Annotated in this window: 16 protein-coding genes; 6 read left to right on the plus strand and 10 right to left on the minus strand. The window is 71.0% G+C overall.

The features are described from left to right. Positions 1 to 4 precede the first annotated feature (4 nt). Entirely contained in the window at positions 5 to 1,498 is a 1,494-nt protein-coding gene (locus ODI_RS04135) for an NAD(P)H-hydrate dehydratase (RefSeq protein WP_231968194.1), read from the minus strand. 243 nt (positions 1,499 to 1,741) lie between these two features. On the opposite strand from ODI_RS04135, the gene ODI_RS04140 reads away from it, so the two are divergent. Continuing rightward, a complete protein-coding gene (locus tag ODI_RS04140) occupies positions 1,742 to 2,959 on the plus strand; it encodes a GGDEF domain-containing protein (protein ID WP_067752353.1) in 1,218 nt (405 codons plus the stop codon). Positions 2,960 to 2,973: 14 nt separating this feature from the next. Here ODI_RS04140 and ODI_RS04145 read toward each other — a convergent pair whose 3' ends face one another. After that, positions 2,974 to 4,089 carry a CaiB/BaiF CoA transferase family protein gene (locus ODI_RS04145; RefSeq protein ID WP_197707135.1) on the minus strand — a complete coding sequence of 372 codons (1,116 nt, stop codon included), beginning with the start codon at positions 4,087 to 4,089 and terminating at the stop codon, positions 2,974 to 2,976. Then, positions 4,076 to 4,651 carry a DNA-3-methyladenine glycosylase I gene (locus ODI_RS04150; RefSeq protein ID WP_231968195.1) on the minus strand — a complete coding sequence of 192 codons (576 nt, stop codon included), beginning with the start codon at positions 4,649 to 4,651 and terminating at the stop codon, positions 4,076 to 4,078. Before ODI_RS04150 ends, ODI_RS04145 begins: the two co-directional genes overlap by 14 nt. A 380-nt stretch (positions 4,652 to 5,031) precedes the next feature. On the opposite strand from ODI_RS04150, the gene ODI_RS04155 reads away from it, so the two are divergent. From ODI_RS04155 to ODI_RS04170, 4 genes are read left to right on the plus strand one after another with little or no spacing between them, the layout of a single operon-like run. Further along, on the plus strand, positions 5,032 to 5,622 hold the full coding sequence (locus ODI_RS04155) for a YfiR family protein (protein WP_074046787.1): 591 nt from the start codon (positions 5,032 to 5,034) through the stop codon (positions 5,620 to 5,622). After that, positions 5,619 to 6,926: a diguanylate cyclase gene (locus tag ODI_RS04160; protein WP_067752217.1), complete on the plus strand. Its 1,308-nt coding sequence runs from the start codon at positions 5,619 to 5,621 to the stop codon at positions 6,924 to 6,926. Before ODI_RS04155 ends, ODI_RS04160 begins: the two co-directional genes overlap by 4 nt. After that, positions 6,919 to 7,419, plus strand: coding sequence for an OmpA family protein (locus tag ODI_RS04165; protein WP_067752214.1), 501 nt, complete (start codon positions 6,919 to 6,921; stop codon positions 7,417 to 7,419). The genes ODI_RS04160 and ODI_RS04165 overlap by 8 nt, the downstream gene beginning before the upstream one ends. A gap of 18 nt (positions 7,420 to 7,437) precedes the next feature. After that, positions 7,438 to 7,920 carry a YajQ family cyclic di-GMP-binding protein gene (locus tag ODI_RS04170; protein ID WP_067752211.1) on the plus strand — a complete coding sequence of 161 codons (483 nt, stop codon included), beginning with the start codon at positions 7,438 to 7,440 and terminating at the stop codon, positions 7,918 to 7,920. Between the two features lie 67 nt (positions 7,921 to 7,987). Here ODI_RS04170 and bioD read toward each other — a convergent pair whose 3' ends face one another. Genes bioD through ODI_RS04185 form a run of 3 tightly spaced genes read right to left on the minus strand, consistent with a single transcriptional unit; the run spans position 7,988 to position 11,285 of the window. After that, entirely contained in the window at positions 7,988 to 9,412 is a 1,425-nt protein-coding gene (bioD, locus tag ODI_RS04175; protein WP_098020837.1) for a dethiobiotin synthase, read from the minus strand. Next, complete coding sequence (locus ODI_RS04180) at positions 9,409 to 10,095, minus strand: alpha/beta fold hydrolase (RefSeq protein ID WP_067752611.1); 687 nt, start codon at positions 10,093 to 10,095, stop codon at positions 9,409 to 9,411. Before ODI_RS04180 ends, bioD begins: the two co-directional genes overlap by 4 nt. Next, entirely contained in the window at positions 10,092 to 11,285 is a 1,194-nt protein-coding gene (locus ODI_RS04185; RefSeq protein WP_067752614.1) for an aminotransferase class I/II-fold pyridoxal phosphate-dependent enzyme, read from the minus strand. Before ODI_RS04185 ends, ODI_RS04180 begins: the two co-directional genes overlap by 4 nt. Before the next feature lie 90 nt (positions 11,286 to 11,375). On the opposite strand from ODI_RS04185, the gene ODI_RS04190 reads away from it, so the two are divergent. Next, on the plus strand, positions 11,376 to 12,644 hold the full coding sequence (locus tag ODI_RS04190) for an adenosylmethionine--8-amino-7-oxononanoate transaminase (protein ID WP_067752617.1): 1,269 nt from the start codon (positions 11,376 to 11,378) through the stop codon (positions 12,642 to 12,644). A gap of 71 nt (positions 12,645 to 12,715) precedes the next feature. Here ODI_RS04190 and ODI_RS04195 read toward each other — a convergent pair whose 3' ends face one another. The 4 genes from ODI_RS04195 to ODI_RS04210 all read right to left on the minus strand — a co-directional run bounded on the left by ODI_RS04195 (position 12,716) and on the right by ODI_RS04210 (position 15,467). Next, positions 12,716 to 13,498 (minus strand): ABC transporter ATP-binding protein, encoded by a 783-nt coding sequence (locus ODI_RS04195; RefSeq protein ID WP_067752620.1) that lies wholly within the window; start codon positions 13,496 to 13,498, stop codon positions 12,716 to 12,718. Positions 13,499 to 13,518: 20 nt separating this feature from the next. Next, positions 13,519 to 14,268, minus strand: a complete 750-nt coding sequence (modA, locus tag ODI_RS04200; protein WP_067752622.1) for a molybdate ABC transporter substrate-binding protein — start codon at positions 14,266 to 14,268, stop codon at positions 13,519 to 13,521. A 28-nt stretch (positions 14,269 to 14,296) separates the two neighbouring features. Next, on the minus strand, positions 14,297 to 14,971 hold the full coding sequence (gene modB, locus ODI_RS04205) for a molybdate ABC transporter permease subunit (RefSeq protein ID WP_067752624.1): 675 nt from the start codon (positions 14,969 to 14,971) through the stop codon (positions 14,297 to 14,299). Between the two features lie 127 nt (positions 14,972 to 15,098). Then, complete coding sequence (locus tag ODI_RS04210) at positions 15,099 to 15,467, minus strand: winged helix-turn-helix domain-containing protein (RefSeq protein ID WP_067752626.1); 369 nt, start codon at positions 15,465 to 15,467, stop codon at positions 15,099 to 15,101. Positions 15,468 to 15,582 lie beyond the last annotated feature (115 nt).

Genomic DNA, 15,582 nt, shown 5'->3' on the forward strand with positions numbered 1-15,582 from the left:
CCGGTCAGGAGATCTCCGCTTGCGGTGCCTGGCCGTGTTGCGCCAGCCGTGCCAGGGCCCCCGGCACCAGCCCGGGCAGGTCGTCCGCGATCAGGCCCGGGCCGAATTGCGTGGCGGCGTCGCCGTGCAGCCAGGTGGCCGCGGCGGCGGCCTGGAACGCCGGCATGCCCTGGGCCAGCAGGCCGGTGACGAGGCCGGCCAGCACGTCGCCGCTGCCAGCCGTGGCCAGCGTGGACGGCGCGTTCGCGTTGATGATCGCCAGCCCGGAGGGCGCGGCGATGACGGTGTCGGCGCCCTTGAGCACCAGCACGGCGCCGCTGCGTGCCGCCGCGCGTCGCGCGCGGCTCAGCTTGTCGGCGTCGTCCATGCCGAAGAGGCGCTGGAACTCTCCCTCGTGCGGCGTCAGGACGCAGGGCCCTTCGATGGCCCGGAACAGCGTCTCGGGGTCGTAGCGAAAGGCGGTGAGCGCGCCGGCGTCCAGCACGCAAGGCTTGCCCGTGCCCAGCAAGGTCAGCACCGCGTCGCGGGTAACGGGATCGTCGGGCAGTCCCGGGCCCGCGAGCAGCGCCGTGTGGCGGCCATCCTCCAGCAAGGCGGACAGGTCGGCGGGCTGGGCCAGCGGCTGGACCATCACGCTCAACAGGTGGCTGGCATAGATCGCCAGCGATTCGGCGGGCACGGCCACGGAGGTCAGCCCCGCCCCGGCGCGGGCCGCGCCCAGCGCCGCCAGCCTGGCGGCGCCCGTCGTGGGGTAGCCGCCCCGGACCAGGGCATGGCCGCGCTGGTATTTATGGGTGCCGTGCCCCAGGGCCGGCAGGCTGGGCAGCCAGCACGCTGGGGCGTTCTCGTGCGCCTGGGGCTGCAGGGCGGCGAGGGCCGGGGCGGCGATGCCGATATCGGCCACCTCGATCTCCCCGCACAGCGTGCGTCCGGGCAGCAGCAGGTGGCCGGGTTTCTTGCGGAAGAACGTCACCGTCAGGTCGGCGCCGACCGCGCCCAGCGACGCGCCGGTGTCGCCGTCCACGCCGCTGGGGACGTCCACCGCCACCACGGGCACGCCGCGCGCACGGGCGGCGGCCAGGGTCTGGGCCGCGACGTCCGGCAGCGGGCGCGACAGGCCCGCGCCGAAGAGCGCGTCGACGATCAGGCGGGCGTGGCGCACGGCGTCAGGCGACAGCGAGACCAGTGGACCGCCCCATTGGTGAGCGTGGAAGCGGGCATCGCCACGCAGCGCTTCCCTGTCGCCCAGCAGCGCGACGGTCACGGGCCAGCCTTGTTGCGCCAGCAGGCGGGCGGCGACGAATCCGTCCCCGCCATTGTTGCCGGGGCCGCACAGCACGGTCAGGGGGCGGGGCGTCCAGCGCCGCGCGATGGCCTGGGCCACGGCGTCACCGGCATGTTGCATGAGTGTCGTGCCGGGCGTGCCCGCCGCGATGGCCCGTTCGTCGGCCTCGCGCATCTGGGCCACGGTCAGCAGGGCGGTCTTGTCGGCATCCACGGCGGCGTCCTTGCACGTTCCTGGGGCATGCGGGCGTGGCCGGAATGCCACGACGTTACCCTGCACATATTCTAAGGTTGCACCTGACCGCTTATTCGTCGGAATGGGCATTCCCGTTTTCCGGTAATCTGCGCCTGCACTGAGGGTGGGTCCGTGGAACAGGCCACCTGGGGACGGGCTGCTGCACAAGGGCAGAGCCGCTCTTTTTTCTCCAGCGGCATCCCGGATGCCGAAATGGCAAGCATGAACAATGAAAGCAGGGTTTTCAGTCTGCCCAAGTGGCGGCTGACGAAATGGCTCGCCGACGCGGGGCCGGACGTACCCCCGGACATCCGGGTCGCCTTGATTGGCGGCCTCTTTGGCACCCTGCCCATCTTCTTCGGCGGCGTGGTCAACACCATCCTGGTGGCGCTCATCGTCACCCTACGCCAGCCCGAGCCAGCCTTCTTCTTCTGGCTGGGCCTGGAAGTGCTGGTCTGCATGGCCCGTCTCGTGCTGCTCGTCGTGGCGCGCCGCAATGCGCTGGTGGGCAAAAGCACCTATACCGACATGACGCTGTTGCTGGCCGTGGTCTGGGCCATGTCGGTGGGGTATGGCGCCTTCATCTGCCTGTTGAGCGGCGATTGGGTGGCGGCATGCATCGCCTGCCTGTCGGCGGCGGCCATGGTGGGCGGCATCTGCTTCCGCAATTTCGGCGCGCCCCGGATGACCGGCATCATGATCGGCTTCACCCTGGGGCCGTGCTGCGTGGCGGCCTTTTTCACCAACGAACCCGTCCTGGGCATTGTCCTGGCGCAAATCCCCGCGTACCTGGTCAGCATGACGATCGCGTCATACCGGCTGAACAAGATGCTGGTGTCGACCATGCGCGCCGAGCGGGAAAGCGAACAGCGCGCGCAACAGGATCCGCTGACTGGCCTGGCCAATCGCACGGGGCTGTTCAAGATGCTGGACCGCGCGTTGCGGCAGGCGCAGGCAGGCCATGCGCGTTTCGCCGTCTTCTATCTGGACCTGGACGGCTTCAAGGCCGTCAACGACACGTATGGCCATGGCATGGGCGACAGCCTGCTGAAGGCCGTCGCCGAAAGGCTGGCGCTGGTGAAGCCCGGCAGCGGCGTGGCGGCGCGGATTGGCGGCGATGAGTTCGTGGTGCTGGCCTGCATCGAGGCGGGCTTTGATCCGCGTGCCTTCGCCGAATGCATCGTCGAGGTGGTCTGCCGTCCCTATGAGCTGGCGGGCGGCATCACGGTGCAGGTCGGCGGCAGCGTCGGCCTGGCGCTGGTGCCCGAGCATGGCGCCGAGACGGCCAGCGTGCTGGTCGCGGCCGACCGTGCCCTGTATCGCGCCAAGACCGCGGGCAAGTCCTGCTGGGTCATGGCCGAAACGCAGGAAAGCGGCCCGGTCGGCGTGGGCGCGGCGTCGGCGGAGTCGCGCCTGCCGGAGGCCTCGGCGGCCCAATGACGCCAGGCCGGCCGTTAGCGCGCCGGCCAGTCTCCCGCCAGGAATGCGGCGTCGTGCTGGCCCGGCGCCGGGGCGGGCGCGGCAGTCCTGCTTGCCGGGCCGCAGAAGCGTGGCGCGGGCGCCGGCGCATACGCGGGGCTTGCCAGGAACGTGCCGCGTGCCACATGGTGCGGATGCAGGGGCGCCTCGGCCAGCGACAGCACCGGCGTGGCGCAGGTGTCGCTGTCTTCCAGCAGGGCGGCCCAGGCATCGCGCTTGCGGGTGGCGAAGCGCGCCGCCAGCAGGGCGCGCTGCGCCGGCCAGCTGCCACGGTCGTGCTGGTCGCCGTAGTCCGCCGGGCTGATTTCCAGTTTCTCCAGCAGGGCGGCAAGGAATTGCGGTTCGATCGCGCCCACCGCCATCCAGCCCCCGTCCGCGCAGGCATAGGTCGTGTAATAGGGCGAGGCGCCGTCATAGGTGTTGGCCTGGCGCGCGTCCTGCCACTGGCCGGTGGCCAGCCGGGAATAGGTGATGGCCAGCAGGTTGGCCGTGCCGTCCAGGATGCTGGCGTCGATGACCCGTCCGTGCCCGCTGCGCTGCGCGGCCAGCACCGCGCTGACGATGCCCAGCGCCAGGAAGGTGCCGCCGCCGCCGAAATCCCCGACCAGGTTCAGGGGCACGACGGGGCCGCTGTCGGCCGTGCCGATGGCGTGCAGCGCGCCGCTGAGCGCCAGGTAGTTGATGTCATGCCCGGCGCGCCGCGCCAGTGGACCGGTCTGCCCCCAGCCCGTCATGCGGGCGTAGACCAGGCGCGGATGGCTGGCGCGCAACGTGTCCGGCCCCAGCCCCAGGCGCTCCATGACGCCAGGGCGGAAGCCCTCGACCAGCACGTCGGCCTGGGCAACCAGCCTGCGGGCGGCCTCACGCCCCGCGTCGGTCTTCAGGTCCAGGGCCACCGAGCGCTTGCCGCGGTTGAGCGTGTCATGGCGCAAGGCCTCGGCGTCGGGCGTGCCCGCCACGGGCCGCTCGATGCGCACGACGTCCGCGCCCATGTCGGCCAGCAGCATGGCGCCGAAGGGCGCGGGCCCCATGCCGGCGAATTCGACGATGCGGATGCCAAAGAGCGGTCCTTCCATCTCAGTGGCCCCCATGGCAGCGCCAGCAGGTGTCCAGGTGGTCGTCGACCACGCCGGTGGCCTGCAGCCAGGCATAGACGATGACCGGCCCCACGAACTTGAAGCCGCGCTGCTTGAGCGCCTTCGACATGTCCAGGGACAGCGGTGTCTGGGCCGGCACGTCGGCGGGCACGCGGCGGCGCTGGCGCACCGGGGCGCCGCCGGCCATCGTCCAGACGAAGGTGGAGAAATCCTCGCCGCGGGCCTGCATGGCCAGATAGGCCCGCGCATTGCCAATGGTGGCTTCGATCTTGCTGCGAGACCGGATGATGCCGGGGTCGGCCAGCAGGCGCTCGACGTCTTGCGGCCCCATGCGGGCCACTTTCTCGGGATCGAATCCCTGGAATGCGGCACGGAAGGCGTCGCGCTTCTTCAGGACGGTCAGCCACGACAGGCCTGCCTGGAAGCCGTCGAGCATCAGCTTTTCCCACAGCGCGCGGCTGTCGCGTTCGGGCACGCCCCATTCGGCGTCGTGATAGGCCGCCAGCAGCGGGTCGGTCTGCGCCCAGGCGCAGCGGGGCTTGGAAAGGTCGGTCAAGGGAGTGTTCGCCAGAGGGAAAGCCAGCCGGGAATTCTCGGGAATGATGGGCGGGGAAGCAAGTGGCCGGCGTGCCGGGCGTGTCCACGTATCCCTGGAAATAGGTATTTGGGCCCCGACGGGCCGGAGAAGTGTTACAGGCTGTGTGTCAGGCATTACGCTGCGCGTCCCCTCTGGGGTAAGCTTCGCCAGCGCTCACTCTGTAAGCGCTGGAAACATATTGTCTCGGCATTGCGGATGCCGTGCCGGCGCCCAAGCCGGCCATGCCGGGACAGGCGCGCGCCATCCTGGCGTCCCCAGCGGACCCGGCGCCTGCGCCACCCCTCCCGGCGAGCGCCTCCCCATTCCGCGTCCGCCCCAACCAAGACAAGGAGAGCCGCGTGCCTCTTTCCGCCTGGGTGACGGGCCGCGTCTGGCGCGGCTCGCTGGCTGGCGTCCTGCTCAGGCTGGCGCCGCTGGCGGTGTGCGCGTGGCCTGCCGGCGCGCAGGCCGCGCCCGCGGCGGCGCTCACCCAGGCGCAAGTCCGCTCGGCCTCGGTGGCCGCCGTCGTGCTGGGCATCCTGAGCTACGCGCGCTGGCCCGGCATGTCGGCCGACCTCCGCCTTTGCGTGTTGGCGCCTACCCAATACGCGGATGCGCTGCTGGGGCAGCCGCAAGTCTCGGCGGGACGCAAGGTCGTCTCCCAGCGCTATATGGTGGACAGCCCCGGGCTGGCGCATGCCTGCGACGCCATCTATACCGGCGTGCTGACGGCCGAGGAGAAGCGGGGGCTCTATCGCCAGCTGAACGGCCAGGCCGTGCTGAGCATCAGCGAGGACGATCCGGAGTGCGTGGTCGGCCCCATGTTCTGCCTGGACGTCAGCGATGCGCAGGTGGCTTTCCAGGTGAATCTCGACTCGGTCGCCCGCAGCGGCGTGCGCATCAATCCCAATGTGCTCAAGCTGGGCCGCAGCCGGGCGGTCCAACGATGAGGAACAGCCTGTTGCCGCTGCCGCCCGCGCCGCCCGTGGCGCGCCGCTCCCTGCGCCGGGTCATGTGGTTCGCCAAGCTGAAGGTGGCGCTGGTCGCCGTCAGCCTGGCGGGCCTGGCCATGTCCGTGGTGGGCTTTGTCGCCCTGCGCGCCTACGCCGCGCACAACCTGCAACTGGTCGCCCGCTCGGTGGGCTACACGGTCGAGGCCGCGCTGGTCTTTCGCGATCCCGCCGCGGCGGCCGAGGCGATTTCGCTGATCGCCTCGCCCGAGGATGTGGCCGAGATCGCCGTGTCGGATGCGCAGGGACAGCCCTTCGCCCTGTGGCGGCGGCCCGACGAGGGGCGCTTCCAGGGCCTGGAGGACCACGTGGGCCGCCTCGTGTTTCCCGAGCCTGTCGTCCTGCCGCTGGTGCGCGGGCCGGACACCATCGGCTCGGTGCGCCTGGTGGGACACGGCGGCGCCTTGCTGCATTTCCTGCTGATGGGCCTGGCCGGGCTGCTGGTCTGCCTGTTCCTGAGCGCCCTGGCTGCCGCGTACTCCTCCCGGCGCGTCGTCAGGCATATCACCCGGCCGCTCACGAACCTGGCCGTGGTGGCCCACGCCGTGCGGCGCGAGCGTGCCTTCGCGCAACGCGTGCCGGCCTCGGAAATCCGCGAACTGAATACCCTGGGCGAAGATTTCAATGGCCTGCTCGACGAGTTCGAGGGCTGGCAGCGCACGTTGCAGGACGAGAACAGCACCCTGGCGCATCGGGCGTCGCACGACAGCCTGACGGGCCTGCGCAACCGGGCGTTCTTCGAGAGCCGCTTCAATCGGGCGGTGCGCGAGGCGGAAGAGACCGGCGAGCGCCTTGCCTTGCTGTTCGTGGATGCAGACCGCTTCAAGGACATCAACGACAGCTGGGGCCACGCCGCGGGCGATGCCGTGCTGGTGTGCCTGGCCTCGCGGCTGCGCGCCCAGGTGCGCGAGACCGATCTGGTCGGCCGCCTGGGCGGCGACGAGTTCGCCATCCTGATCACGCCCTTGCACGACGCCGCCGACGCCCGCCACATCGCCGAGAATCTTGCCGCCTGCATGCGCGAACCCATGCCGCTGCCGGAAGGCTCGACCCTGCAGACCTCGGTCAGCGTCGGCGTGGCGATCTACCCCGAGGATGGCCGCAGCACGCAGGCGCTGATGATGTGCGCGGATGCTGCCATGTACACCGCGAAGTCGCGGCGGCGGGCCGATGGCCGCCGCGCCGCCGACCCCTCCCCCCATTCGGACATCGATATCCAGGAGAGGCCGCGTGCCCATGTTTGATGTGTTCCGCCTGGCGCCATGGCGCGCCCTCTGGGTCGTGCTGGCCGCCGTCATGCTGGCGGGCTGCCAGTCCGTGCCCAAGGGCTTGTCCGCCCCGCAGATCGCGGTGCTCCAGGCGCACGGGTTCCAGCCGGGCGAGGCGGGCTGGGAGCTGGACATGTCGACCAGGATGCTCTTCGCCTCGGACGAGTCGACCCTCAGCGCCGCCAGCCGCGAGGCCGTGATGCGCGTGGGGAAGGCGCTGGTGGCGGTGGGCATCGCCCGGTTGCGCATAGACGGTCATACCGACAGCGCCGGCAGCGATGCCTACAATGATGCCTTGTCCCTGCGCCGTGCCGAAGTGGTGGCGCAGGTTCTGGTCGAGCACGCCGGATTCCTGCCTGACGCCATCGCCGTGCGCGGGCTCGGCAAGCGCGTGCCGGCCTCCAGCAACCGCAGCGCCAGCGGTCGCGCGGAAAACCGCCGCGTCTCCATCGTGGTCGCCAACCAATAAGCATTCAGGATCATTGCCATGCCTTCCTTTGACGTCGTTTCCGAAGTCGACAAGCACGAACTCTCCAACGCGGTCGACCAGGCCAACCGCGAACTGGCCACCCGCTTCGATTTCAAGGGCACCGATGCCAAGTTCGAGCTCGACGGGTTCGTGGTGACCCAGATCGCGCCCAGCGATTTCCAGTTGAAGCAGATGCTCGACATCCTGCGCGGCCGCCTGTCGGCGCGCGGCATCGACACGCGCTGCCTCGACGTGGCCGACCCCAACGTGAACCTGGGCGGTGCGCGCCAGAAGATCACCCTGAAGCAGGGCATCGAGCAGTCGGTGTCGAAGAAGCTCATCGCCGCCATCAAGGCCGAGAAGCTCAAGGTGGAAACCCAGATCAACGGCGACAAGCTGCGCGTGACGGGCAAGAAGCGCGACGACCTGCAGACGGCCATCGCGCTGCTGCGCAAGACCGACGTCGAACTGCCGCTGCAGTTCGATAACTTCCGGGACTGAAAGCACCCCACGCCGCGCCTTCGGCTGGGCTGCGCCCCGGCAGCAACCGCCGCCGGGGCGCCAGGGGTCAACGGGCCGAGGCCGGTGGCTGGCAAAGAGAGGCCAGTGGCGGCACGTTGCCAGCCAGCTCGGCCACGGCCCGCGCGTCCACCTGGTCCAGTGCGGGAATCTCCAGGATGACCGGCACGCCGCCAAAATGCTCGATGGCATGGCGGTTGCCGGCGTTGAGCGGGCCGCTCAGGACCACGCCCGCCACCGGCACGCCGTGGCTGGCCAGGGCGCGCAGACTCAGCAGCGTGTGATTGATGGTGCCCAGCGTGCTGCGCGCCACCAGCACCACCGGCAGCCCCAGGCGGGCGGCGAGGTCGATCATCATGTGGCGTCCGTCGATCGGCACGTAAAGCCCGCCCGCCCCTTCCACGACCAGCGGCGCGTCGGTGGCGGGCAGCGCCAGCGCCTCGGCGTCCAGCGTGATGCCTTCCTCGCGCGCGGCATCCCACGGCGACAGCGGCGCCTGCAGCGCGCAGGCGGGCGGATGCAGCCTGCCGGGCGCCAGCGCCGCCAGCGCCGTGACGGTGGCCGTGTCGCCCGCCTCGTCGGCCAGCCCGGTCTGCATCGGTTTCCAGTAGTCGGCCTGCCAGGCGCGTGCCAGGATGGCGCTTGCCAGCGTCTTGCCCACGCCGGTGTCGGTGCCGCTCACGAATACGCCGCGCGCCTGCGCGGCGCGCCAGAGGCCATAGAGGATCTCGTAGTGCACTTGCCGGTTTCCTTGGTCGTAAAGACGCATGGCGGCGCGCAGCGTGCCCGCGCCCAGTCCCGCGCCTGACAATGCGCCGATGCCGCGCAGGCCGCGCAGGAAGGCATGGGCATCGCCGGGGTGTTCGGTCAGCAGCGCCGCGTCCACCGCGCCTTGCAGGGCGGGGGCGGCGGGGCGCAGGTCTTGCGCCAGCGGATAGCCGGGGGCGGGCAGCCTGGCGCCTGCCTGGTGCAGGCAGGCGCGCCATTGCGCCAGGCTGCGCGCGCCCAGCGTGGCGACGGCCAGCAGGCCGCCGGGCGCCAGCAGGCGCGCCAGCCGGCCCAGGCCTGCGTTCAGGTCATCGAACCATTGCACGGCCAGCGTGGACACGATGAGGTCGTAGTTGCCCGCGTCCGCGGGGGGATGCTCGCCATCCCACCGCAGGTGGCGCGTGCCGGCGGGCCAGTCGGCGCTGCCGCGGCAGTGCGCCACCATCTCGGCGGACACATCGGTAAGCGTCAATCGCGCCTCGGGCCAGCGCGCCAGCAGGCGGCGCGACAGCAGGCCAGAGCCGCAGCCGATCTCGAGAATGCGCGGCGCCGCGGGCCAGGGCAAGGCCTCCAGGCGGCGCATGATGTCGTCGACCACGCGCGCCTGCACGCTGGCATGGCGCTCGTAGGCGCTTGCGGCCTGGCCGAAGCGGGCGGCGATGTCCTGCTTGCGGGACGTGATGGCCAGCGGCGTCTCGAGACTCATGGCGCGACGGCAAGCGTGTCCAGGAACCGGCAGATGTGCCGGGCGCAGAGGTCGGGGCGCGTCAGCGGCAGGGCATGCGCGCCCTCGGGGACCGACACCAGCCGGTCGCCGAAAGCGGCGTGCGCCAAGGCGGGCGGCACGATGGCATCGTCCTCGGCGCTGATCGCGCATAGCGGGCCGCGCCATTGCGCCAGCGCCTCGCGCGCATCGTCCTCGGCCAACGCGCGCAGGCCGTCGGCCAGCGCGGGCAGCGCCAGCGTGGGCGCGTCCGTGCCGCGCCACGGCACGCCGCAACGCGACCGGAAATCCCGCCAGACCGCCAGGGGTTGGCGGTCGAACTGCATGCGCATCCGGGCCAGCAGCCGGGCGGGCGTGCCGGCCGGCCAGTCCTCGGCGGCGGCAAAACGCGGAAAGCCGCTCACGCTGACCAGGCCGACGCAATCCGCCAGGCCGGCCTGCAGGAGCTGCTGCACGCCGTGGGAATGGCCGATGGCGACATAGGGCACTGCGGCAGGCCGGATCGGCACGGGGGCGGCGCCCAGGTAGCCGGCGTCGGCGCAGGCTTGCTGCAAGGCTTGCCAGCGCGCGGGCAACAGGGCGCGCACCGCGTCCCAGCAGTGCGCGTCGAAGCCCCAGCCGTGCGCCCACAGCAGGCTGGCGGGGGCGTGTCCTGCCGCGCTCATGTGCCCGCTCCCGCGCAAGGGCCACGGCTGTCCCGGATCCGGGTGACCAGCGCGTCGACCTGTCCGGCCGTGTGCAGGGACGACAGGGCGATGCGCAGCCGGCTGGTGCCCGCGGGCACCGTGGGCGGCCGGATCGCACCCACCAGCATGCCTGCCTGCGCCAGCGCGTCGGCCAGGGCCAGCGCACGGCCGGCGTCACCCACGATAGCGGGCACGATCTGCGTGGAGGAAAGGCCGGTGTCGATGCCGATGTCCGCCAGCCCCGCGCGCAGCCGCGTCGCCAGGGCGTGCAGGTGCGCGCGTTCGGCATCCATGCCCGGCAGGCGGGTCACCGCGGCGTGCACCGCGCCCACCACGGCGGGCGGCAGCGCGGTGCTGTAGATGAAGCCCGAGCAGGTATTCACCAGGTAGTCGCACAGTGCGCGAGACCCCGCGATGTAAGCGCCGAAGCCGCCGGCTGCCTTGCTGAACGTGCCCATCACCAGGTCCACGCGCCCGCCCGCCTGGGCCGCCAGGCCCCGGCCTTGCGGGCCCAGCACGCCGGTGGCGTGTGCCTCGTCCAGGTACAGGAAGGCGCCGTGGCGCTCTGCCAGCGCGGCCAGCGCTGGCACGTCGGCCTGGTCGCCATCCATGCTGAAAACGCTCTCGGTGACGATGAAGCGCTGCCCGGGCTCCTGCGCGCGTTCGGCCAGCAGGTGTTCCAGGTGGTCCAGGTCGTTGTGGCGGTAGCGGATCTGGCGCACGCCTGCCTGGGCGCAACCCGCATGCAGGCTGGCGTGGATCAGCCTGTCGGTGTAGACCAGCGCCGGTCCCTGCACCGCGCCGATCAGCGCGGGCAATGCGGCGGCGTTGGCCTGCCAGCCGCTGGCCAGCAGCAGGGCGGCCTCGGTGCCCTTGAAGGCGGCGATGGCGGCCTCGGCCTCGGCGTGCAGGTCCAGCGTGCCGGTGACCAGGCGCGACGCGCGCGCGCCCGCGCCATGACGCAGCGCGCAGCGGGCCGCCTGCCGGGCGATGGCGGGGTCGCGCGCCAGGCCAAGGTAGTCGTTGCTGGAGAAGTCCACCAGGGGCGTGCCATCGCGCAGCACGTGGCCGGCGGGCGCCTGGGTGGACAGCGGGCGCAGCACGCGGCGCATGCGCCGCGCGTCGGCCTGGGCCAGCAGGGAATGGAAGAGGGGATCGAGCAGGGACATGAGGCAAGACGTTATCGGCGGCCATTCTAGCCCGGCGGCGGCCACCCGCCCGCCTTGGCCCGGACGGGCGATGCGTTACAGTCCTCGACCATGACCGATCTGCCCCGACACTTCCGCGCCGCCGAGTCCGCGCTCTGGCCGCCTTATTCCTCGCTGACCACCACCGAGACGCCCGTGGTCGTCGCCACGCGCGACTGCCGTCTGCAACTGGCCGATGGCCGCGAGCTCATCGACGGCATCGCCTCGTGGTGGACCGCCTGCCATGGCTACAACGCGCCCGCCATTGCCCAGGCCGTGCGTGCGCAGTTGGACGACATGCCGCACGTGATGATGGGCGGCCTGGCCCACCCGCAGGCCTTGCGGCTGGCCGAGCGCCTGCGTGCGCTGCTGGGGGGCGAGTTCGCACGCGCCTTCTTCTGCGAGTCGGGTTCCGTCTCGGTGGAAGTGGCGCTGAAAATGGCCGTGCAGTACTGGCTGAACCAGGGCGAGCGCGGCCGCACGCGCTTCCTGGCGTTCCGCGACGGTTATCACGGCGACACCTTCGGCACGATGGGCCTGTGCGATCCCGATGCCGGCATGCACCGGCGCTGGCAGGGCATCCTGCCGCAGGCGCTGGTGGCCGAGCTGCCGCGCGACGAGGCCAGCGCCCAGGCGCTGGATGCACTGCTGGCCGAGCGCGGCGCGGAGATCGCCGCCATCGTGGTCGAGCCGCTGGTGCAGGGCGCGGGCGGCATGCGCTTCCACTCGCCCGAGACCTTGCGGCGCTTGCGCGCGCTGGCCGACCGCCACGGCCTGCTGCTGGTCTTCGACGAGATATTCACCGGCTTTGGCCGCACGGGCGAGATGTTCGCCTTCCAGCACGCCGGCGTGGCGCCGGACATCATCACCTTGTCCAAGGCGCTGACCGGCGGCACGCTGCCGCTGGCAGCCACCGTCGCCAACCGCAAGGTGGAAGCGGCGTTTCTGGATGACGACCCCGCGCGGGCGCTGATGCATGGCCCCACCTTCATGGGCAATGCGTTGGCCTGCGCCGCGGCCAATGCCTCGCTGGACCTCTTCGAGCAGGCGCCCCGACTGGCCCAGGCGCGCCGCCTGCAGTCACGCATGGAGGCAGGTCTGGCGGCGTGCCGGGACCTGCCCTGGGTGGCGGACGTGCGCTGCCTGGGTGCGATCGGCGTGGTGGAGCTGACCGAGATCCGCGACCTGAAGGCGCTGCGGGCGCGTTTCGTCGAGCACGGCGTCTGGCTGCGTCCTTTCGGCCGGGTGGTGTACCTGACGCCTGCCCTGGTGATGGACGATGCGTCGCTGGCGCGCCTGATGGCGGTGGTGCGGGACGTGTTGGGCAGCGGCGCGCCTTGACGGTGCGCTGCTAAGTCCAGGTTCCCGGCGGGGTGTGGCGTGCCAGTTCCATCGCGTCGTGCAGTGATATTTCAGTCCGGCGCGCCCAGCAAGGCCCGCAAGCGCAGCTGGCGCGGCGTGCGCGCCTGTGCCCGCGACGGGTCCAGCTGGCTGCGCGCGGCCTCCTGGCTGGTGGCCGTGTGCAGGTCGATGCGTTGCACGATGGCGCCGGCTTCATAGACGAAAGCCAGGTCGGCCAGCGCGATCACGTCCTCGACGTCATGCGTGATCATCACCATGGGGATGCCCCATTGCCTGCCGATCTGCGCCAGCTCCTGGCGCAGCGAGGTCCGCAGCATGGGGTTCAGCGCGGCAAAGGGCTCGTCGAGCAGCAGGGCCCGCGGTTCGCATGCCAGGGCTCGCGCCAGCGCCACGCGTTGACGCTGCCCGCCCGACAGCGTGGCCGGACGGCTGTCGGCCAGGGCCGACAGGCCGAAGCTTTCCAGCAGGGCATCGACACGCGCCGCGTCGGCAGCCTGCGGGCGGCGCCGCAGCCAGTCGGTCAGGCCGAAGCAGACGTTCTGCCGCACGCTCAGGTGCGGAAAGAGCGCGTAATCCTGGAACAGGTAGCCCAGCTTGCGCTGGCGTGGCGGCAGGTCGATGCCCGCCGCCGCGTCGAACAGCGTGCGCTCGCCGATGCGGATGTGGCCCGCCGAGGGACGCAGCAGGCCGGCCAGCGCCTGCAGCGTCAGCGACTTGCCGGCGCCCGAGGGGCCGTACAGCGCCACCACCTGGGCCTCGGCCTGGAAGCAGGCCGAGAGGTCGAAGTGGCGCTTGCCGTCCTGGACGTGCAGGCGGATGTCGACATCGATCATGGCGTCACGCGTGTCCGGTCTCAGGGCTTGCCGAAACCGTAGCGGTCCAGCACCTTGCGCGCGTCAGCCGAGGCCAGGAATTCGAGGAACGACTTGGCCAGGTCCTTGTGCTTGCTGTCGGCCACCACGGCGACGGGGTAGGTCACGGGCGTGTGGCCGCCGGCGGTCAGGGCGATCTTCACCTTGTCGCCCATGATGGTGGCGTCGGTGCGGTACACGAAGCCCGCGTCCACTTCGCCGCGGCTCACGTAGTCCAGCGCCTGGCGCACGCTGTCGGCCTGCACGAACTTGGGCTGCAGCGAGGTCCACAGGCCGGCGCTTTCCAGCGCTTCCTTGGTGTAGCGGCCGACCGGCACGGTGTCGACCTTGCCGACGGCGATGCGCTTGATCTCGGACTTGGATAGGTCCTTGATGTCCTTGATGCCGTGGCCGCCCTGGGCCGGCTCGATCAGCACCAGGCTGTTCGAGACGAAGTCGCGGCGGGTCGCCTCGTCGATCATCTTGGCCTTGACGGCGCGGTCCATGGTGGTCTGGTCGGCGCTGGCGAAGACATCCACCGGCGCGCCTTGTTCGATCTGCTGCAGCAGCACGCCCGAGGCCGCGAAATTGAAGCGCAGCGTCGCGCCCGAATGGGCCTTCTCGAACTGCGGCCCCAGTTCCTTGAAGGCGTCGGTCAGGCTCGCGGCGGCCGAAACGGTCAGTTGCTGCGCGCTGGCGAAGAGCGGCAGGGCGGAAAGCAGCAGGGCGGAAACAAGGCGGGAAGCGCGCATGGAAAGCTCCGGGATCAGGGGTGAAAACTCAACGCAGGGAAAGGTAGCGGTTGGACGCCACCAGGATGAAGATCGACAGCAGCGAGGTGACCACGACCAGCAGCAGCGCCAGGTCGTTGTGGCCGGCCTGCACCGCGTCATAGATGGCCATGGACAGCGTCTGGGTCTGCTGCGGAATGGAGCCGGCCACCATCAGCGAGGCGCCGAACTCGCCCATCGCGCGGGCGAAGGCCAGCAGCGTGCCGGCCAGGATGCCGGGCCATGCCAGCGGCAGCGTCACGCGCACGAAGACGGACCAGGGCGATTGCCCCAGCGTGCTGGCGGCTTTCTCCAGCGAACGGTCCACGTTCGAGAACGCGGCGCTGGCCGACTTCAGCACCAGGGGCAGGGCCACGACGGCCGAGGCGATCGCGGCGCCGTGCCAGTTGAAGATGATCGTGTAGTCCAGGTTCTCGCGCAGCCAGGCGCCCAGCGGGCTGCGCCGGCCGGCGGCCACCAGGATGGCGTAACCGATGACGGTGGGGGGCAGCACGAGCGGCAGCATGCAGAAGGCTTCCAGCACGTTGCGGCCGGGGAAGCGCTTGCGGGCGAAGACCCATCCCAGCGCCAGGCCCGCGACGAGCGCGGCGAGGGTGGCGACGAAGGCGACCTTCAGGGACAGGGTCAGCGGGTGCCAGTCGACCGTCGACAGAAATTCCAGCATCGGGAGAGAGCCACAGGGCAGGCGCGTCGGTGCCTGTGAGGACACGTAAGCGGTTGCGTAATATTTTTAGGAATATAGTGGAATTGTCGCACAGACCTTCGGCTCGACCGGCATCAGGGGCGAGTCGTTATCCCTGAACCGAGGGCGGCTGGGGGGTCAGCAGCCGGGTGATGGCGTCGATCTCGTCCTGGGCCGCGGCCAGGGCGGCAGCCTCGATGGCGCGGTAGCGCGCGATCAGTGCCTCGCCCACGGGCGTGAGCGCGGTGCCGCCGCCGTGGGCGCCGCCGGCGGCGGTGACCACTGCCGGTTCACGCAGGCAGCGGTTGGTCTCGTCGACCAGCAGCCAGGCGCGGCGATAGGACATGCCCAGCTCGCGGGCGGCGGCCGAGATGGAGCCGGCGCGCGCGATGGCGTCGAGCAGCGCGATCTTGCCCGGTCCGAGCGCGATGTGCTCGCCGTGATAGACGCGCAGCCGAAACTGGTAGCGAGGAGACATGGCGGATGCGTGGGGAAGAGGACAGCCGATTCTCGCACAGGCGCGGCGGCCGGCAGGGGGGGGCGTGCCGGGGCCGGGCTGTATCATGACCGGTCAGCCAGCACTACCAAGGAGA

It is taken from the genome of Orrella dioscoreae (genome assembly GCF_900089455.2).
Taxonomy (GTDB): Bacteria; Pseudomonadota; Gammaproteobacteria; order Burkholderiales; family Burkholderiaceae_B; genus Orrella; species Orrella dioscoreae.